Origin of the sequence: Candidatus Paceibacter sp. (assembly GCA_013360865.1) — a bacterium.
Lineage (GTDB): Bacteria > Patescibacteriota > Minisyncoccia > UBA9983 > UBA9983 > SURF-57.
Window position 1 is genome coordinate 40,642 of record JABWAS010000003.1, and the last position, 20,332, is coordinate 60,973.

Genomic DNA, 20,332 nt, shown 5'->3' on the forward strand with positions numbered 1-20,332 from the left:
TTTTATTAGAATTGTTTCATAACCCTGCGGAGTCAGGGTATATTTTATGGAAATCAGAAATATAGCCATTATCGCCCACGTTGACCACGGCAAAACGACGCTGACCGACGCTATTATGAAGCAGTCCGGCGTAGGCGCCGAGGGTGTAAGCATGGACAGCAACGCTCTGGAACAGGAGCGCGGCATTACCATTTACGCCAAAAACACTTCCATCTCATATAAAGGAACGAAAATAAACATCGTGGACACGCCCGGCCACGCCGACTTTGGATCCGAAGTGGAGCGGGTTTTGCGCGCCATTGATTCGGTTATTTTGGTGGTGGACGCCCAGGAAGGTCCGATGCCGCAAACCAGATTTGTTCTCAAGAAATCCCTGGAACTTGGCTTGAAGCCGATAGTGGTCATCAACAAAATAGACAAACCGGCCGCCGACCCGCACAAGACGCACGAGCTGGTGCTGGAGCTTTTTATGGAGCTGGGCGCCAACGACCAGCAGCTGGACTTCCCCGTGGTTTACGCCATCGGCCGCGAGGGCGTGGCCAAACTTGACCTTAAAGACGAATCAAAAGATTTGTCTCCCCTTCTGGACACCGTTTTGGCCAAAGTCAAACCGGCCAACGCCAACGCTTCGTCCCAATTTGCCATGCAGCCGTTCAACCTCGGCTACGACAACTTTCTGGGCCGAATGGCCATCGGCCGGGTGCACGGCGGAACGATAAAAACCGGCGCCAACGTTTTCGTCAAAAAGCCGTCCGGCGAAACCCGTTCCGGAAAAATCACCAAAATTTTCACCTTTGAAGGTACGCAAAGAAAAGAGGCCGCTCAAGCCGAAGCCGGAGACATCGTAATGATGGCCGGCCTGCCGGACATTTACATCGGAGAAACTATTTGCGAATCGGCCGAACTGCAACCGCTTCCGGCCATCAACGTGGACGAGCCGACCATATCACTTAATTTTCTGGTCAACGATTCGCCGCTGGCCGGACGCGACGGCAAATTCGTCACCTCCAGGCAGATAAGAGAACGGCTGGAAAAAGAGCTGGAGATAAACGTCGGCCTTCGGGTTGATTTTTCTTCCGGAGATTTCTTCAAAGTTTACGGACGGGGCGAACTGCACATCGCCGTCTTGCTGGAGAATATGCGCCGCGAAGGATTTGAACTGCAGGTTTCCCAGCCGCAAGTCATCATTAAAGAAGAAAATGGCGAAAAATTGGAACCCTACGAAGAAGTCACCATAGATTTGCCGGAAACAATGTCCGGCCAGGTGATAGAGACGATGGGCAAAAGAAAAGGCATCCTTTCCAACATGAAGCAAGAGCACGGCCTGATGCGCCTCGTCTTTGACGCGCCGACGCGCGGGCTCTTGGGCTATCGCAACCAGTTTATGATAGACACCCGCGGCGAAGGCATTATGTGCAGCCGGTTCGTCGGATTTAAACCCCACGCCGGAGAGATAAGAAAAAGAGACGTCGGATCCATGACCTCCATGGCCTCGGGCAAGGTCGCCGCTTTTGCTTTGGACAATCTCCAGCAGAGAGGCATTCTTTACGTCGGCCCGGGGACGGAAGTATATGAAGGTATGATAGTTGGCAACACCTCCAAAGGCGACGAGTTGGCCGTCAATCCGGTCAAAGGCAAGCAGCTCACCAACGTGCGCATGGGCGGCCAAGCCGACGAGAAAATAATTCTCGCTCCACCGCTGGAAGTTTCTCTGGAACGCGGACTGGAGATAATGAACGAAGACGAATATCTGGAAATCACGCCCAAAAACATCCGCCTGCGCAAGCAGTATCTCAAAGAAAGCGAACGCAAAAACGCGAAGCGGGATAAATAAAATGCTATACTAACTGATGTATGGCGACTTACAAAACCAAGCTCATCAAAAAAGAGGAAGTGGCGGAGGGAACGATGTCTTTTTATTTTGAAAAGCCGGAGAAGTTCAAGTTTATCGCCGGGCAGTATCTGGAATTCAGCCATATCAAACCGGCGGAGACGGACAGCGAGGGCAACAACCGCTTTTTCTCCATCGCCAGCGCGCCGTATGAAAACAATATAATGATAGCCACCCGCATGAGAGACACGGCGTTTAAGCGGGTGCTCAAAAATCTGCCCATTGGTTCGGAAATAATAATAAACGGTCCGCACGGATTTTTTTACCTCCATAAAGACGCCTCCCGACCGGCCGTTTTCCTCATTGGCGGCATTGGCATCACGCCGGTTTCCAGTATTCTAAAAAACGCCGTCAAGGAAAGACTGCCCCATAAATTGTTTTTGTTTTACTCCAACAAGCGGCCGGAGGACACGGCTTTTCTTAGAGAATTACAAAATCTGGAAAAAGAAAATCCAGCCTTTAAACTTGTCGCCACCATGACAGATCTGGAAAAGTCGGCGCAAAAATGGCAGGGAGAAACCGGATTTATAAACGTGGAAATGATAAGAAAATATGTAGGCGATTTAAATTTGATGAAACTTCTGGAAGAAAACGGGGTTAAGAAAAAAGATATGGTGTCGGAAGAATTTGCGGGATACTAGCTCATGTCGCGGGGAATTAATATCGTTTGCGACGCCTTTCGCAGCGCGACGGCGCGAGAAGAGCAAATTTTCAGCAGAAAATTATGCGAGCCGAGCAAATGATGTTAATTCCTCGCGACAAGTTTTTTGCGCTTTTGTTCGCTTTTACTTTTATTAAAACTTAGTATAATAAACATATGTTCGACAAACTAAAACAACTCAATGAATTGCGGAAAATGAAGAACGCCATCCAGGCGGAGACGGTCACGGCTGAGAGAAACGGGGTTAAAATAACAATAAACGGCAGCTTCAACGTGGAAGACCTTTCCGTTTCACCGGAGGCCAAACAAGGCTCCGGACTGGAGAAAGATTTGCGCGCCTGCTTCAACGACGCGGTGGGCAAAATCCAAGCAACATTGGCGCAGAAATTTTCCTCAATGATGCAGTAGCGCCAAGCCAATAAGAAAAAAACAAATGTTCTACCTGCTAATATATTCCCTGCTTCAGACGATAGGATTCTTCATTTTAGTCGTGGCGGCCATCGCCTTGCTGACGATAATATTGCTTTCCGTTTCCCGCCGGTTATATTGTGGTGCTTGTCGGGGTTTTCCTCCTGTTCTTCTCCACGCAAGAAGCGCCCCGCCAGCTTAAATTTCCCCTGATGCTTAAAACTTTCGGCCCGGCCGGCGGCCCCGAGTTGCCGATTAAAAGCGTCTTTACCTTTCTTAAAAATATAAATAATTTTGAGCGGGTGGATATCGCCCGCGACCCGGCCGACATCCCGCCGCCGATAAACAGAAAAGAACCAACGGAAGTCAAAGTGGAAATTGAAACCAAAGAAGTCATCGCAGAAATAGCGCCGGGAGTGTATTTCAATTACTGGACTTTCGGCGGGCAGGTGCCCGGGCCGTTTGTCCGCGTCCGCGAAGGCGACACCGTGGCTTTGACTTTAAAGAACAACCCCTCCAGCCTTCATCACCACAGCATCGACCTGCACGCCGTCAACGGGCCGGGCGGCGGAGCAACGGTCACTATGGTCGCCCCGGGCGAATCTAAAACGTTCAGATTCAAAGCGCTGAATCCCGGACTTTACGTTTACCACTGCGCTTACCCCAACGTCGGCACCCACATGGCGCACGGAATGTATGGGATGATTTTGGTGGAACCGAAAGAAGGCTTGCCTCCGGTGGACAAGGAATTCTACGTAATGCAGGGCGAGTTTTACAGCGCCGGACGGCTCGGTAAAAAAGGATTGCAGGTTTTTGACGCCGGAAAGATGGTGGACAACCATCCGGAATACATAGTTTTTAACGGCAAAACGAAATCAATCAACGGCAACATCAAAGCCAACGTCGGCGAGAAAATAAGATTTTTTGTCGGCAACGGCGGCGTCAACCTCATCTCCTCTTTTCATTTAATCGGCGAAATTTTTGATAAAGTTTATCCGGAAGGAGCCGTCGGTTCAGAACCGTTCGCCAACGTGCAGACTACGGCCGTTCCCGCCGGAGGCGCAACTATTGCCGAGTTCAAACTTGATTATCCGGGCAAATACATCCTGGTTGACCACGCTTTGGCCAGATTGGACAAAGGCGCCTGGGGCGTGATGGAAGCGTCGGGCGAAGCAAACAAAGAAATTTTTGACGGGGAAATGGGCAACCTTGAAGAAAGCGGGCATTAAACTTGGAAGAAACTTGGAAGCGAGACTTCCGATTGGAAGTCTCGCTTCCAAGTTTAAATCTCGTAAATAAAACCCAGCCACGAATATGGCTGGGTTTTATTTTGAGGAGATTAGTAAGCGTTGTCGGATCTGTATCCTCTGCCGCCTCTGTCGCCAAATGACCTTCTCGGTCTGGCGCTTCCCTCTTCCTTCGGCTTGGCGATGTTGACTATCAACGTTCTGCCGCCGAAATCCTTCTCGTTGAACAATTCAATGGCCTTGTTGGCCTCTTCGGCCGTAGCCATTTCCACGAATCCGAATCCTCTTGACCTGTTGGTCATTTTGTCCATTATAACGCTGGCGGAAACGACGTTTCCGGCTCCGGCGAAATAATCTTTGAGTTCCTGGTCGGTGGTCGCGTAAGGAAGGCCTCCCACGTACAATTTAGTACTCACTTGATTGCATTTATACTATACTTATAAAAATCTGCGGTAAGACCTTTGTCGCGAACTTGTCCGCTCGAGGCGGAAATAACGAACACCGACAGACAAAAACCAGTATAGCACAACATCGCACGGTTGCCAAGTCCCATTTAAAAACATATAATAAGGGCGTGGTGAAAGCAGAATAAAAGGCGATAATTATCAATAAGCCTTGTTGTCGTCAGGCAGACGCCAAGGCGCGAAAAATAAATGGACAAAAAAATAAAAAACTATTTGGGCATCAGCGCGATAGTGGCCATGGTCATAGCGGCCGTTTCCACCCTCGTCTTCGCCAACATATATTCCAAATCCATACAGCCTTCTTCTTACCGCAGCTTCTCCGTTTCCGCCGAAGACAAGGCGACGGCCGTTCCGGACGTGGCCCAGTTTTCCTTTAGCGTGATATCGCAGGGAGGCAAAGACATCGCGACTTTGCAAAAAGAAAACTCGGAGAAAACCAACCGGGCCATCGGCGTGGCCAAAGCCAGCGGCGTGGAAGATAAGGACATCAAGACCGCCGTTTACAACGTGGAGCCGAGATATCAGTTCTTTACCTGCCCCAACGGCAGGAACAACAAGACAGCCGAACCGTGTCCTCCGCCGGAAATCGTCGGATACACGGTGACACAGAGCGTTTCCGTCAAAGTAAGAAATTTTGAGAAGACAAGCGAAATTCTTTCAGGAATTATCCAAAGCGGAGTCAATTCCGTTTCCCAGCTTTCCTTTACCATAGACGATCCGGCAGTTCTGGAAAATCAGGCCCGCGGCGGCGCCATCGCTAAAGCCATTGCCAAAGCGGAAAGCATGGCCGAAGCCGGAAACTTCAAACTCGGGCGGCTTCTTTCCATCAGCGAGGGTGGATTCATTCCCAGATTTGGCTTTGAGAAAGCGGCTTTCGGCATGGGCGGAGACACTGATTCAAATCCTCCGCAAATAGAACCAGGCTCGCAGGAAATTACCGTCAACGTTGTCCTGACTTACGAGATAAGATAATAAAACAAAAAAACAACTCCGCTTAACGGGGTTGTTTTTTTGTTTACTGTTTGACATCAGCTACTTCTTGCTTTCTCTGATTTTAATCCTTACTTTCTTTTCCGCTTTTTCTTCGGCTTTTGGCATCACGATTTTCAGCACGCCCTTTTCATAAGACGCTTCTACTTTGTCTTCTTTAACGGCAACGGGCAGTCTGACCACTCGATCAAAAGAACCCGTTCTTATTTCCTTCCGCCAATAATCTTTGCCTTTCTCTTCTTTCTTTTCTTCCGTATGGCCGCTTATCTCCAAAACGTCGTTGCGGACGGAAATTTCCACCTTGCTCGGGTCAATACCCGGCAGACTAACCTCCGCCACCACATCTTTCTCCGTCTCGTAAACATCCATTGACGGCCGCCCTCCGCCGACAAGAGGGGCGAAAAATTCGTCATCAAAAAAGCGGTCCATATCAAACGGCTTCCATGGTATTATCGCCATATTTTTATGATAAATTAAGGTTTATAATAAAAAGCGACCTTTTTGTAATATAATAAAACTATGAAAATTTCTGTCAAAGTCAAACCCCGGGCCAAAAAAGAGTCCGTGGAAAAAATAAGCGAAACGGAATTCGTGGTTTCCGTCAAAGAACCGCCCGTTGACGGCCGCGCCAACTGGGCCGTCTGCCGCGCGCTGGGCGATTACTTCGGCGTCTCCCCCTCCCGCGTCAGCATCCTTTCCGGCCAATCCGGGAAAAATAAGGTGGTGGAGATAAAGTAAGTTATTTCAAAACGGCAATCAGCGCGGGAATAATGTTTGAGGATTTAAGAAATGGTATAATTATTAAGATGAATAAAAATACTAAATTTATCTTTGGTTTTTTAATTTTTTTCTCTTTAATTTTTTCTTTTAATTCGGCCGAAGCAGGTTTTTTTGATTGGTTTTCCCGATTCTTCGGCAAGAACGATAAAAGTGCTAAAGAAGAAGTTGTTTTGCCCAAATATTATCGCCTCGACGTTTCTAGTGTTGGCTCCGGAACGGTGATAATTAACGAAGGAAAAATGAGTTGCGGCAAAGAATGCAGAAAAATATTCCCCGAAAAAATGATAATCGAATTAACCGCCAAACCGGACATCAATTATTTTTTCAAAAACTGGTCTGGCTGCGATTCGCCTCTTAACGAAACCTGCGAAATTGAGATGAATAAAAGCAAATACGTGATAGCCAATTTTTCCAAAAAGAAAAACGTCGTAAGCTCATGGCAATCAAACAGTTCTAAAATCACATCCTCTTCGTTTTCGCAAAAAAGTTCAAGCGAATCATCTGCCGCTTCTTCAAAAACATCTAGTTCTAAAATCTACTATTCAAGTAAAAGCAGTAGCTCTTTTTACAATAAGCAAATACAAAATTCCAGCGAAGCGGCCAGGCCAGTTTTTATAAAGTCAAGCAGCCCAAGCTCAAGCAGTAGTAATTTATTTCCTGTTTCCTCATCTGGAACTAAGGATACAAAAACGGGACAGTGTTCAAGTATTTTTAGTAATGGGTCTACTGACAGGAAAATCAATATATATTTTTACGAAAACGGTTTCAATCAAAAGATAAATACTTACGACACTTATGTTGAGAAAGTTATTGCCGCAACCTTTAGTGGCAGTTTTGGCGGTGATAATTTCCCCGGCGTTGAACCTTTTAAAACACTTAGGAACGAGTTTAATGTTTTTTCTTACAAAGATGAAGCTAATCTCAGTGATGGTAGTTGTTGGCCGCCGTCGCAGAGTTGTAACTCCTCAACAATAAGATTGGAACTGTCTGCTAAATGCGCTGGTTTTGTGCCAACACCTGATTTTCTAAGCAATAATGGTAATTATAATATAATTGTTGTCCCATTTGATGGCGCAAGAACAGGAACCAGTAGAGCTGTAAAACGACTGGATTCAAAAACTATCAGGATAGGTTCCAGTGATATTATTTACCACAATGTTAATGATATAAAATCGGAAATGACATCTATTGTGCACGAATTTGGACACATTATCGGTTTATTCGATGAAGAATACTCATACTATGATCCCTATTTAGGAGCAGCCACCATGTATCCTAACGTTGACAGCGCTTCTTGTACCAAATGGTGCGGTGGCGTTGATAAACAATCTTCTTGTTATGAACGTTACTCCGGATGGGTTGATTGTTTTAAGGAAAAATTTGTAAATAATGGCGCGGAGATTAAGTCTATTTTAGAGGTAAATAATTTAAATTATACTGCGCCTGATTTTAGTTGGTGGGGCACTTGTTTTGATATAAAACACATTAATATCTGCGGGGGAAAAATAAAAGAAATTGTAGAGAAAAAAATTAATCCTGCCGCCTATGGCCTAAATCAATCACCCGATCCCGACTGGGTTTCAAATTGGGAATATTGCAAGAATCAATTTACTGATGTTTGGGGCAGTAGCGCCTGCAATCTTGGTTTGAACTGCGGTGAAAACGGATGTTACGCCGGACAGTCACTTTCAAAATTTACACCGTCGCCTGAAAATAGTTATCTTATGGGAAATAACTATGGCTTACAATCCAAGTTTAACAAGCATGATGAGGATATTTTAAGATATAACATCCTTAACAAAGTAAGATATATTGATGTAGAGAATCCTGAATAAATAAAACCAAGTGATTGTAAATATTCAAGCCGTTTTTATTTTAAGCTAAAAACGGCAATCAGGTTGGAAACGTGCACGAATTTGATGACCCGCAAAATATAAAATAAAGCCTTTAATCTGCCGCCTTTGAAGCCGTTTATTTTGTATCCCAACGACTCGTTTATTATCCCCGCCTGCTTCGGCAATAAATCTTTTTTGAAACGCGAAACCATACGGACGTATTCTTTCAAAAAAACGCCTAGTTTTTCCGAATAGGTTTCGTCTTTAAAAATTTTTATTTTATCTTCCAGTTTGCTTTTTTCTATCCTATCAAGATATATCAGCACCGCGTCAACGTCGTAGAGAACCGCCTTGATGGCGTATTTGACTCCCTTTTTCCACAAAACCGGAAACGGCCACATTATTAAGGAAACAATGGAAAAATATTGCGGGATCAGTATTCCTTTTAACTTTTCCCAACCCGTGCCTTGGACTTTTATTTCTCTGGTAATGTCCCTGCCCCAATAAACTTTTCCGTCCCGTTTGAAGTTCAAGAAAACGGAGTATTGCGAAGCGAAAAGATTGGCTCCTAGAGCGACACCCTTTTTAAGCACCTTGCCGTTTACCCAGTCCAAGTCGTTTGGCCCGTAAACGAAAAGCGGCGCGAACAGCGGCGTTTTGGATTCTATTGATTTAAAAACTTTTTCCACGCCGGTTTTGGCCTCTTTGGCGCACACTTTTTGAAACTCGGTGCCGTATTTCTCGTCCAGTTTCCAAAAAATTTCGGTGGCGTAATTTTTTATTTCTTCCACATTTCCGTCGGATTTTGTCTGAATGAGCAGGTCAATATCGGAAGCGCCTTTTACAAACTCCCCTCTGGCCGCTGAGCCGTAAAGGATAATGAAGTCAATATCATCGTTAAACTTCCGCCCAACATTATCGGATAATTCCCGGACGAAATTATCAATTAAAATCTGATCTTGTTGATTGAACATCTTTATAATATTAAACTTTCTTATACTCTTTCTCCACTTTTTCCAACGCCGATTTTTTGCCAGAGTTTATGGCTTCTCTGATTTTGGCAAACAAAGTTTTGTAGAAATATATGTTGTGCAAGGTGGCTAGGCGTTGGGCTTCGGGTTTGTTTTCCTTGAACAGCCGGTTTAAGTCTTTGCGCTTTATGCCTCCGGCGCACATTTGGCAAAGGCAACTTCTTTCTATAACTTTTTTATCTTTGGCAAACACGCCTCTTTTAATATCAAGCCGGCCATCGCGACTGAAGACGCAGCCATGCCGCGCTTCACGGGTAGGTATGACGCAATCAAAAGTGTCTATGCCGTTTTTGACGCCGATAAAAATATCTTTTACCCGGCCAATACCCAGAAGATGTCTCGGCCTGTCTTCCGGCAATCCGCTTAAAGACCATCCTATAACCTTGCCCATCTGCTTTTCGCCGAAGGAGCCGCCGATACCGAAACCGTCAAAAGGCAATGAGCCGATGGCTTTGGAACTTTCCTTTCTTAAATCTTCAAAAACGCCGCCCTGCACTATGCCAAACAAGAGTTGCTCTTTGCCTCTTTTGACCTTGAGACATTTTTTAGCCCAGTCATGAGTCCTTTTTAGCGCCCTTTTATTGTATTCGTAATCGTGCAAAGGAGAGGTGCACTCGTCAAAAGCGAAAATTATGTCGGCGCCGATGTCTTTTTGCAGCGAGATTGATTTGGCCGGAGTCAGCTCGTATTTTTTGCCGTCGTAATTGAAAACAACGCCATTATTTGTAATCCTAACGGGATTTTTAGTACTATTGACGTTCGATGTCGATAGTGAATTTTCTGAATTTACTTTGCCGATTTTGTGGACTTTCCCCCAGCCGAGGCTGAATACCTGGAAGCCGCCGCTGTCGGTCATAATCGGATTCTTCGCGCCGAACATTTTACGCAATCCTCCGGCTTTTTTTATCTCCTTCCATTTGCCGGTGACAAAAAGATGAAAAGTGTTGGATATGGTCAGCTCCGGCGAAGCGGCCAGATAATCTTTTTTATCCAAGGCTTTTATCACGCCGTGAGTGGCCACGAAAGCGAAGTTGGGAGTTTCTATATCACCGTGAGCGGTTTTTATTACACCAGTCCTAACTCTCCCTATTTTGTTTTTTATGGAAAAAGACACAACTAGTAGCTCTTAAGTCTGTTCGCCTTCTCGTGCGTCCTGATTTTTTCCAAAGCTTTGGCTTCTATCTGCCTGATACGCTCTCGGGTTACGCCGAACTCCTTGCCCACCTCTTCAAGCGTATGGATGATGCCGTCGCCCAATCCGAAACGCATCTTCAAAATCTTCTGTTCCTTGGGCGAAAGGTCCTTCAAAATTTCTTCAAACTGGTCGGCCAGAATACCCTGGGCGGTCTGCTGGTCGGAAGACAGAATTTTGTCGTCTTTGAGGAAGTCGCCAAGTGTGGATTCCTCGTCGTCGCCCACCGGAGCCTCAAAGGAAACTGTGCTTTGGTCTATTTTCTGGATGTGGTGGATTTTCTCCACGTCCATGTTCATCTCCGCCGCTATTTCTTCCGGCAAAGGCTCTCTGCCCAAATCCTGCGACAACCGCCTCAACACCTGTTTGTATTTGGAAATTGTTTCCATCATGTGCACTGGAATCCTGATGGTTCTGGCCTGGTCGGCGATGGCCCTGGTGATGGCCTGGCGGATCCACCAGGTGGCGTAGGTGGAGAATTTGTAGCCCTTTCTCCAGTTGAACTTTTCCACCGCGCGGAATAAGCCGAAATTGCCCTCCTGAATGAGGTCCAAAATGGACAAGTCCGGACTACGCCCGACGTATTTTTTGGCGATAGAAACGACAAGCCTCAAGTTGGCTTTGATGAGAATGCTTTTGGCCTCTTCGTCTCCCTCCTCTATCCTTCTGGCCAGTTCCCTTTCTTTGGCCGCGTCAATAAGCGGTATCTTGCCGATTTCGCGCAAATACATCTGCACCGCGTCCACCGACTCCTTGTCCAGATACATATCCAGCTTTTTATCCTGCTCTGCCTCCGATTCTATCAGGTCTTTGTTTTCAATAACGTCCACGCCCGATTCCTGGAAGGTGTCGTACAAGCTGTCCAAAAGGCCGATGTCTTCTTCTATGGACGGAAACTCCTTCAGTATTTCCGTGAAAGTAACGAAGCCCCTCATTTTTCCTTTTCTTAAGAGGGTTTCTGTTTTAATTTTGATTTCCTCGGCTTTGGAAATTTTTTTAACCTTCGGCATGGCGGTTTTCTTCGCCTCTTTCTTGGGCTTGGCTGCCGCTTTGGAAACACTTTTCGTTTTTTTGTTTTTGGCGCTCATATTATTTTTATTATTTAAAATTATTTAACTTTTTAGTAAGAGTATGAAAATCATTTAAGCAGCTTTCCAGTTCCTTTTCCGCGCTTTCCGCTTTTTCCGTTTCCAGTTTTCTTATCCGTCGCGTTATCTCTTCCAGTTCGTTTTTTAATTTTTCTTTGGATAACTCTTTTTCCATTTTCTCCATCTCCTCCTTCAGCGTCTCGGAACCGTCAAAATAAATTTCCGCTTCCGTTATTATTTTATTTATATCATTATCTTGCAATTTGTCAACGTAGTCTTTTATCCGTTCCAGAACTTGTCCGGCCGCGCTTTTTATTTCCGGATTTCGCGATTCTTTTTGCCACAGGGCCAGCCCGGCCAGCCGGTTGGAAAGAAATTCCAGGCGGGTTTTGGGCGCGAAGCTTTTTTGGCGCACTGTCAAGGTCTCGCCTTGACTGTCAAGGCGAGACCTTGACAGTGGTTCTAGTTTTACTTTCTTCAACTCCTGCCAGACCGGTTCTTCGGATATGCCGAATTTGTCGGCTATTTTTTTGACCACCTGCGCTTTCTCAATCTCGCTGGGCAACCCGGCTATCAAAGGCAGGATTTTACCTTCCACCGATTTGCGGTCGCCCGCCGCCTCCAGCAGAAAGTCAAAAATATTCCGGGCGCTTTCCACCGCCGCCAGCCAGCTTTCCGGGTCTTCCAAAACGGCGTCCGCCGGATCTTTGCCGGAAGGGATGACGGCCGCCCTCACCTCCAAACCTTCCGCCAAGGCCATGGATATGCTTCTTTGCGCCGCGCTGATTCCGGCCCGGTCGCTGTCAAAAGCCATTATTATTTTGTCGGCCAGTCTTTTTATAAGGTTGAGGTGAAACGAAGTTAAAGCCGTTCCGGAAACAGCCACCGTGTTTGACACCCCGGCCTGACGCGACATTATCGCGTCCATCTGCCCTTCCACCAAAACGCAGGAGTTCGTTTTGCGGATTTCCCCTTTGGCTTTGTCAAAAGCGTAAAGAAGGCGGGACTTGTCGTACAAAACCGTCTGCGGCGTGTTGACGTATTTGCCTTCATTGCCGGCCTGTTCGCCAAAAATTCTGCCGCTGAAGCCGACAACCTGGCCGGAAGAATTGGCCAGCGGAAACATTATCCGGCTCCGGAAGCGGTCGTAATAACCCTTGGACGACTTTATGACCATTCCCGCTTTTTCCATTTCCGCGTCAGCATAGCCTTTTTTCTTCAAAAAATCATAGAGATTCCTCCAGCCTTCCGGAGCGAAGCCTATGCCGAAAGCTTTGGCCATTTCCCCTTTCACGCCTCGTTTTTTAAGGTAATCTATGACCGCGGAATTTTTCCTCAATTCGTTTTCGTAAAATATCGCGGCGCTTTGCGTCAGATGGAGCAGTTTCGTCCGTTCGTTTTTCTGCCCAATGTTTATTTTCTCCACCCGCACTCCGGCCCGGTCGGCCAAAATTTTCAGCGCTTCCACGAAATCAATCCCTTCCATCTCCATCACGAAACTGAACATATCTCCGCCTTTGGAACAGCCGAAGCAATGCCAGCTTTCCCTGGCGGGAGAAACGAAAAACGAGGGCGTTTTTTCCGCGTGGAACGGGCAGCAGGCTTTGTAAGACGAGCCCGCTTTAGTGAGTTTGACGTAGCTCTGAACCACGTCAACTATGCCGAGGCGGGATTTAATTTGCTCAACGGTAGACATAAATTAGGGACTAGGAATTAGCCACTAGCCATTAGTTTAGCACCTAGCTAATTTTACTAATAACTAATCACTAGTGGCTAGTGGCTGTTCTTCCTCTTCCTTTATATAATCTTTCCTCAATCCCGTTCCCGCCGGTATCAGCCGGCCGATTATGACATTCTCCTTGAGGCCTCTCAATTTGTCCTCCTCGCCCGCGACAGCCGTCCTGATGAGCACGCGCGCGGTGTCCTGGAAGGAAGCGGCGGAAAGGAAGCTTGTCGTGGAAAGCGAAACTTTGGCTATCGGCATTACCACCGGCTCGCATTTGGCCGGAACGCGGCCGTCTTTTTCTGCCATCTCGTTCTCCTCCATTATTTTTACAAACTCTACAACTTCTCCCTGGTTGAGATTGGTTTCTCCCGGATCAACGACTTTCCATCTTGAGAACATTTGCCGGATGATAACCTCTATGTGCTTCTCGTTGATGTTGGCGCCCTGCATGGCGTAAACCTTGTCCACTTCTTTCAGAATATAATCCTGCGTTTTTTCTTTGCCCGCGATTTTGAAGTAGTGTTTTATGTCCAAAGAACCGTCTGTCAGCACGTCGCCTTTTTTGACCTTGTCGCCTTTTTTGACGACGATAAAACGTCCGAACGGAATGGCGAACTCAACCGCCTCCTCTTTTGATTTTGAAGATTCCCTGTCCGCCAAAACGGTGACTATTTTATCGGCCGACTTCACGCCGTCTTCTTCCTCGGCTTGTTTTATGTCCATAATTTCTCCGTCCACGTCGCAGACGACGGCCGGATTGCGCGGAATTCTCAACTCAAACAGCTCTTCTATACGGGGCAGACCCATGGTGATGTCGCCTCCGACGGCGATGCCTCCTTTGTGGAACGTCTTCATAGTCAGCTGGGTGCCCGGCTCGCCGATGGCCTGCGCCGCCACAATGCCAACCGCTTCTCCTGTTTTCACCGGCGTATTGGAACCAAGGTCGTAGCCGTAGCACTTCTGACACACGCCGCGCCTTGATTCGCAGGTGATGGGAGAAAATATTCTGACTTCTTCAACCGATTTGTCGGCTTCCAATTCTTTGGCGTCGGCCATGGACAAAAGATGTCCTTTTTTGAATCGGCCGACTGCTTCCGTCAAAACTCTTCCGAATATTCTGGCGGAAAGTTTTTTGCCGTGGCCCTCCGTCATTTTACGGGATATGGTTATTCCTTGCTTGTCTCCGCATTCTTCCTCGTTGATGATAACGTCGTGGGAAACGTCTATTAGCTTCCTGGTCAGATAGCCGGCGCGGGCGGTCTTAAGAGCCGTGTCGGCCTCGCCTTTTCTGGCGCCGTGCGTAGTGATGAAATATTCCAAAATTCCCAGGCCCTCCTTGTAGCTGGACTTCACCGGATAATCAATGATTTTACCGGCCGGGTTGACCATCAGGCCCTTCATGCCCGTCATCTGTCCTATTTGGCTCAAACTGCCTCTGGCTCCCGAAGTGACCATTGAGTAAACGGGACCCATTCTGTCCAATGTTTCCGGAACCAGTTCCTCGACTTTATTCTTGGCTCCCTGCCAGATTTCAATGACTTTGTTGTACCTCTCCGAGTCAGTCAAAAGTCCTTCCTGATATTGGTTTTTTATTTCCAACGCTTCTTTTTCGGCTCCATCCAATATTTCTTCTTTTTTCTCCGGTATTTTCAGGTCCTGATAACCCCAGCTGATTCCGGAGACGGTGGCGTATTTGAAGCCGAACTCTTTTACTTTGTCCAAAATTTCCGGCGTGGCGTCTATGCCGTATCTTTCTATGCAGCGGGCCACCAGTTTGGAAAGAGATTTCTTGTTCATCTCGTCGTTGATGTAGGGGAAGTCGTCCGGCAATATGCCGTTGAACAACATTTTACCAACGGTCGTCTCAAACAATTCCCCGTTGAACGCGTCGTACTTGGCGGCTGTTCCGGGAATAACTTTTATCTTCGCCCGCGTGTCAATGTGGCCGAAGTCGTGAGCCAGAATGGCGTCTTGCGGGCTGGAGTAATAAGAACCCTCGCCTTTGGCGCCTTCTTTAATCCTGGTCAGCCAGTAGCAGCCGACAACCATGTCCTGCGAAGGCTCCACCACCGGCTCGCCGTTTCCGGGCTTGAGCAGGTTTTTGACGGAAGCGATGATGTCTCTGGCCTCGTTTTGAGCTTCCGGACCAAGCGGCACATGAACGGCCATCTGGTCGCCGTCAAAGTCGGCGTTGAAGGCGTGGCAAACCAGCGGATGAAGCTGTATGGCGTTGCCCTCTATGAGCACCGGCTGAAAAGCCTGGATGCTCAACCGGTGCAGAGACGGGGCTCTGTTGAGCAACACTCTCTTGTCTTTGATTATGTCTTCCAAAATAGCCCACACTTCGGGAATTTTCTCGTCTATCAACCTTCCCGCGCCTCTGATGTTGTAGGCGATCTCTTTTTTAATCAGTTCGGAAATGACAAATGGACGGAAGAGTTCCAAGGCCATGTGTTTGGGCAGGCCGCACTGGCTCATCTTGAGTTCCGGACCGACAACGATGACGGAGCGTCCGGAATAATCAACTCTTTTTCCGAGCAGGTTCTGCCGGAAGCGGCCCTGCTTGCCTTTCAGCATTTCCGCCAGAGATTTGAGCGGCCTTCTCTGGCCCTGGGCCAAAGCGACGTTCTGGCCTTTACGCATTGTGTTGTCTATAAGCGCGTCCACGGCTTCCTGCAAAATTCTTTTTTCGTTGCGGCAGATGACTTCCGGCGCCCTTATCTCCACCAGCCTCTTCAAGCGGTTGTTTCTGTTGATGACTCTCCTGTAAAGGTCGTTGAGGTCGGAGGTGGCGTGTCTTCCCGCGTCCAAGGCGACCATCGGGCGAAGCGCCGGCGGGATTACCGGCAGCACCGTCAAAAACATCCACTCGGGGCGGACACCCGCCTTCTTGAGCGACTTCAGAAGATTAATCCTGACAACCAGGCGCGCTCTCTCCTGGGTTCCGGCGTTTTCCAGCTGCTGTTCCAGCTTGATTTTGTATTCATCCAGGTTTACGTTTTTAAATATTTCATAAATAGACTCCGCGCCGGTGCTGGCTTCAAAAATCTCTCCGTATTTCATGGAAAGGCTGTAATACTCCACCTCGGACAAAACACGGTGCAAAACCAAAGAATCAATTTCGCCCTTGGCCTTGAGCATTGATTCTTTGAGCTTTTCTTTCTCGTCCTTATCGGCCACTTCTTTGAGTTTGTTTTTGTATTCGGATTCAAGGTTTTTGTAAGCCGCCGCTTTTTCCTCGTCAACGATTTTGGTTATTATGTATCCGGCGAAATAAATCACCTTCTCCAAATCGGTGGATTTTATGTCCAGCATCATGCCGATTCTGGAAGGCGCGCCCTTCAAAAACCAGATGTGGGAAACGGGGGCGGCCAGGGCGATGTGTCCCATTCTCTCTCTTCTGACGATGGAGTTGGTCACTTCCACGCCGCACTTCTCGCAGACTATGCCTTTGTACCTTATTCTCTTGTATTTGCCGCAATAGCATTCATAATCCTTTTCCGGCCCGAATATCCTTTCGCAGAAAAGGCCGTTCCTCTCCGGACGCTGGGTCCGGTAGTTGATGGTTTCCGGCTTGGTGACTTCGCCGCGCGACCACGACAAAATCCTCTCAGGCGAAGCCAGTTTCAGAACTATTGATTCAAAATCTGTTACTTTTGTATCCATAGATTTTTAAATTTAATTTGAATAATTTTATTTGACTTCGCCGTCTTTCTTCAGATAAATGTCCAGCGCCAGACCTCTTAACTCGCTTAGCAAAACGTTAAACGACGCCGGCAGGTTGGGACTCTTGAACTTCTCTCCTTTGATAATGGAATTGTAAGCCGCCGCCCTGCCCGCGATGTCGTCTGATTTGATGGTCAATATTTCCTGCAGAGTGTGAGACGCGCCGTATCCTTCCAGCGCCCACACCTCCATTTCTCCGAATCTCTGGCCTCCGCCCTGGGCCTTGCCGCCGAGTGGCTGCTGGGTGATAAGCGAGTAAGGGCCGATGGACCTCATGTGAATCTTGTCTTCCACCATATGATCCAGCTTCATCATGTAAATCTGACCAACGGTCACCTTCTGGTCAAAAGATTCTCCGGTCCTGCCGTCGTAAAGTTTGAACTTGCCGTCTTCCGGATAGCCGGCCTTCTTGAGTTCTTCTTTTATTTCCTCCTCGGTCGCGCCGTTGAATCCCGGGGTTATGGCATGATAGCCGAGTTTTTCCGCCGCCATGCCAAGATGAGTTTCCAAAATCTGGCCGATGTTCATACGGGAAGCAACGCCCAGCGGGTTGAGAATAATATCCACCGGCGTGCCGTCTTCCATGTAAGGCATGTCTTCCACCGGCAATATTCTGGAGATGACTCCTTTGTTGCCGTGCCGGCCGGCCAGCTTGTCTCCCACGGAAATTTTGCGCAGGCTGGCGATTTCCACGGAAACCTGTTTGATGATTCCCGGTTCCAGTTTGTCGCCCATATCGCGCGAGAAAACTTTGATGCCGATGACCCGGCCTTTCTTGCCGTGGTCAAGCCGCAGCGAGGTGTCTTTAACGTCTCTCGCCCTCTCGCCGAAAATTGAGCGCAAAAGCCTCTCTTCCGGCGTGAGTTCCACTTCTCCTTTGGGAGAAATTTTTCCGACCAAAATGTCGTCGGCCCGGACTTCCGCGCCGATGCGCACGATGCCGTCCTCGTCCAGATCTTTGAGCTTTTCTTCGCCGACGTTGGGTATGTCGTAAGTGGTCATTTCCGGCCCGAGCTTGGTGTCTCTGACGTTGATGGAAAATTCTTCCACGTGAATTGAGGAAAATTTGTCCTCCCGGACCATTCTTTCGGAAAGAATGATGGCGTCTTCAAAGTTGGAACCCTTCCAGGACAGGAAGGCCACCAGCGCGTTCTGCCCCATGGCCATCCGGCCGCGGTCGCTGGAGTAGTTGTCGGCCAAAACGTCGCCCTTTTTCACCTCGTCGCCCACGTTGACCGACGGGCGGTGATGAATCGCCGTCAGCGCGTTGGAGCGCAGGAAAGTCGCCAGAGCGTATTCTCTTTTTTTCTTCGGCCCTTCTTTTATTATTATTTTTGAAGCGTCAACGTAATCAACCGCGGCAGGCTCTGTCTTCCATGCCCGTGCCGACAAGCGGCGCTTCGGGTTTGATGCAGGGCACTCCCTGCTTCTGCATGTTGGAACCCATCAGGGCTCTGGTGGCGTCGTCGTGTTCAAGGAAAGGAATCATGCTCGTGGCGACGCTATAGGCCTGATTGGGAGCCACGTCCATATAGTGAACGTCGTATTTGCTGACAAGGCCGGGCTGGGACATTATCCTCGCTCCCACTTCGTCGTTAAGAATTTCCCCCGTCTTCTCGTCGTATTTCACTTCGGCGTGGGCGATGTTGTATTTGGCTTCGTCCAAAGCGTTCAGATAAACAATCTCTTTGGTGACTTTGCCGTTTTCCACTTTCCGGTACGGAGTTTCCAGAATTCCGAACTCGTTGAGCCGGGCATGCACGGACAAATGAACCACCAGACCGATGTTCGGACCTTCCGGCGTCTGAATCGGGCAGATTCTTCCATAATGGGAAGAGTGCACGTCGCGGACTTCAAATCCGGCCCTCTCCCTGTTGAGGCCGCCGGGCCCGAGGGCGGACAATCTCCGCAGGTGCTCAAGTTCGTCCAGCGTGTTCTTCTGGCTCATGAACTGGGAAAGCTGGTTGGTGGTGAAGAAGTCCCTGACCGCCGTCATAAAAGGCCGGTTGTTGACTATCTGCAAAGGCATAAGCGTCGCGGGGTCGGCGGTGGACATCCTGTCCTGGATGTTCCTCTTCATTTTGGCCATGTTGGCCCGCAGTCTTTGCTGGAGCAGTTCTCCCACTCCCCTTATTCTTCTGTTGCCAAGGTTGTCTATGTCGTCCGGCTGGGCCAGGGGGTTGTTGTTGAGTCCGATTATTTTTTTGATGATGCCAATAAGGTCGTCTTTGGTTATCGTTCTCGGCTCTTTTTTGATGTTGTCCACCGGTTTGCCCAGGCGGTTGTTGAGCTTATATCTTCCGGTCAGGGAAAGGTCGTATCTTTCAGAGTCAAAAATGGCGTCAATGTAGTTTTTGCTGTTCTCAAAGCCGAGCATGTCTATCGGCTCGCCCGGTCTCAATCTCCGGTAAAGCTCTATGTACGCCTCCTCAATGGTTTTAGCAAGATCTTTTTCCAGAGTTTTCTTGATGTACTGGATTTTGCCGGTGTCCGCTTCGGAAAAAGCTTTCTCAATTTCGGCGGCGGTCTTCATTCCGAATATTTTTAAAATAGAGGTGACGGGGATTTTTCTTTTGTTGTCTATGCGCGCGTAGATAACTCCGTCCGGTTCCGTCTCCAGCTCAATCCAGATTCCGCGCGACGGTATTATTTTTGAACCGAAATATTTCTTGCCCTTGGTGACGCTGGCGGTAAACTGCGCGCCAAAAGAACGGGCCAGCTGCGGCACGATGACCCTTTCCACGCCGTTTATGATAAAAGTTCCCCGCCTTGTCATTATGGGGAAATCGGCCAGAAATATCTCCTGTTCTTTGGCCTGTCCTATTTCTTTATTGGTGAGTTTTAATTTTATCTTCAGCGGAGCCTCCAGGGTGAGATTGCGGGCGCGGGCCGTCATCTCGTCAACCTTGGGCTCCTCCAGAACGTAGCCGGAGAATTCCAGGATGAATTTTTTCTGCGAATAGTCTTGGATCGGAAAGAATTCCTGAAACAATTCCTTCAAACCTTCGGTTATAATCCATTGAAAAGAGTCCGTGTGCACTTTTGCCAGATGGGGCATCGGCAAAATCGACTCTTTGAACTTGGAAAAATATTTCTTCTTCATTAATTATTTTTTAATTATTTAAAATTTATAATTTTATTAATTTTAAAAACAAAAATATTTTGAAATAAACGCGAAATCGCTGAAGAAAAACCCGTCTGGGCGCTTGCCCCGTACCACGCCTCTAAGGCTGTGGTTTTTGCTTCATGCTTGTAATTTCAAAGCGTTCACCCCACTTTCGCCGGCGTGCTTT

14 protein-coding genes and 1 pseudogene are annotated in these 20,332 nt (G+C 47.9%); 7 read left to right on the forward strand and 8 right to left on the reverse strand.

From position 1 onward, the window contains the following. Positions 1-46: 46 nt before the first annotated feature. The 4 genes from typA (at position 47) to nirK (ending at position 4,189) form a co-directional block, all read left to right on the forward strand. A complete protein-coding gene (gene typA / locus HUT38_00965; GenBank protein NUQ57048.1) occupies positions 47-1,834 on the forward strand; it encodes a translational GTPase TypA in 1,788 nt (595 codons plus the stop codon). A 20-nt stretch (positions 1,835-1,854) separates the two neighbouring features. Continuing rightward, complete coding sequence (locus HUT38_00970) at positions 1,855-2,532, forward strand: FAD-dependent oxidoreductase (GenBank protein NUQ57049.1); 678 nt, start codon at positions 1,855-1,857, stop codon at positions 2,530-2,532. A gap of 176 nt (positions 2,533-2,708) precedes the next feature. After that, positions 2,709-2,960 (forward strand): YbaB/EbfC family nucleoid-associated protein, encoded by a 252-nt coding sequence (locus tag HUT38_00975; GenBank protein NUQ57050.1) that lies wholly within the window; start codon positions 2,709-2,711, stop codon positions 2,958-2,960. Between the two features lie 140 nt (positions 2,961-3,100). Then, complete coding sequence (gene nirK, locus HUT38_00980; protein NUQ57051.1) at positions 3,101-4,189, forward strand: nitrite reductase, copper-containing; 1,089 nt, start codon at positions 3,101-3,103, stop codon at positions 4,187-4,189. 110 nt (positions 4,190-4,299) lie between these two features. On the opposite strand, the gene HUT38_00985 is transcribed toward nirK, so the two are convergent. Beyond that, the gene (locus HUT38_00985; GenBank protein NUQ57052.1) at positions 4,300-4,623 is read right to left on the reverse strand and encodes an RNA-binding protein; all 324 of its coding nucleotides are present in this window, start codon (positions 4,621-4,623) and stop codon (positions 4,300-4,302) included. 237 nt (positions 4,624-4,860) lie between these two features. Here HUT38_00985 and HUT38_00990 point away from each other — a divergent pair, with 237 nt between their 5' ends. Beyond that, positions 4,861-5,643 carry an SIMPL domain-containing protein gene (locus HUT38_00990; GenBank protein NUQ57053.1) on the forward strand — a complete coding sequence of 261 codons (783 nt, stop codon included), beginning with the start codon at positions 4,861-4,863 and terminating at the stop codon, positions 5,641-5,643. Between the two features lie 60 nt (positions 5,644-5,703). Here the strand turns inward: HUT38_00990 and HUT38_00995 are convergent, their stop codons facing one another. Continuing rightward, positions 5,704-6,120: an Hsp20/alpha crystallin family protein gene (locus HUT38_00995; protein ID NUQ57054.1), complete on the reverse strand. Its 417-nt coding sequence runs from the start codon at positions 6,118-6,120 to the stop codon at positions 5,704-5,706. A 60-nt stretch (positions 6,121-6,180) separates the two neighbouring features. Here HUT38_00995 and HUT38_01000 point away from each other — a divergent pair, with 60 nt between their 5' ends. After that, positions 6,181-6,399 carry a DUF167 domain-containing protein gene (locus tag HUT38_01000; protein ID NUQ57055.1) on the forward strand — a complete coding sequence of 73 codons (219 nt, stop codon included), beginning with the start codon at positions 6,181-6,183 and terminating at the stop codon, positions 6,397-6,399. 68 nt (positions 6,400-6,467) lie between these two features. Beyond that, positions 6,468-8,276, forward strand: coding sequence for a hypothetical protein (locus HUT38_01005; protein NUQ57056.1), 1,809 nt, complete (start codon positions 6,468-6,470; stop codon positions 8,274-8,276). A 35-nt stretch (positions 8,277-8,311) separates the two neighbouring features. Here the strand turns inward: HUT38_01005 and HUT38_01010 are convergent, their stop codons facing one another. The 6 genes and pseudogenes from HUT38_01010 to HUT38_01035 all read right to left on the reverse strand — a co-directional run bounded on the left by HUT38_01010 (position 8,312) and on the right by HUT38_01035 (position 20,142). Then, positions 8,312-9,250, reverse strand: a complete 939-nt coding sequence (locus tag HUT38_01010) for a nucleotidyltransferase domain-containing protein (GenBank protein NUQ57057.1) — start codon at positions 9,248-9,250, stop codon at positions 8,312-8,314. A gap of 10 nt (positions 9,251-9,260) precedes the next feature. Further along, the gene (gene tgt / locus HUT38_01015; GenBank protein NUQ57058.1) at positions 9,261-10,421 is read right to left on the reverse strand and encodes a tRNA guanosine(34) transglycosylase Tgt; all 1,161 of its coding nucleotides are present in this window, start codon (positions 10,419-10,421) and stop codon (positions 9,261-9,263) included. A gap of 2 nt (positions 10,422-10,423) precedes the next feature. Further along, positions 10,424-11,509 carry a sigma-70 family RNA polymerase sigma factor gene (locus tag HUT38_01020; protein ID NUQ57059.1) on the reverse strand — a complete coding sequence of 362 codons (1,086 nt, stop codon included), beginning with the start codon at positions 11,507-11,509 and terminating at the stop codon, positions 10,424-10,426. 88 nt (positions 11,510-11,597) lie between these two features. Beyond that, the gene (dnaG, locus tag HUT38_01025; protein ID NUQ57060.1) at positions 11,598-13,283 is read right to left on the reverse strand and encodes a DNA primase; all 1,686 of its coding nucleotides are present in this window, start codon (positions 13,281-13,283) and stop codon (positions 11,598-11,600) included. A gap of 63 nt (positions 13,284-13,346) precedes the next feature. Then, on the reverse strand, positions 13,347-16,979 hold the full coding sequence (gene rpoC / locus HUT38_01030) for a DNA-directed RNA polymerase subunit beta' (GenBank protein NUQ57061.1): 3,633 nt from the start codon (positions 16,977-16,979) through the stop codon (positions 13,347-13,349). Between the two features lie 27 nt (positions 16,980-17,006). Beyond that, positions 17,007-20,142, reverse strand: a pseudogene (locus HUT38_01035) (DNA-directed RNA polymerase subunit beta). Positions 20,143-20,332 lie beyond the last annotated feature (190 nt).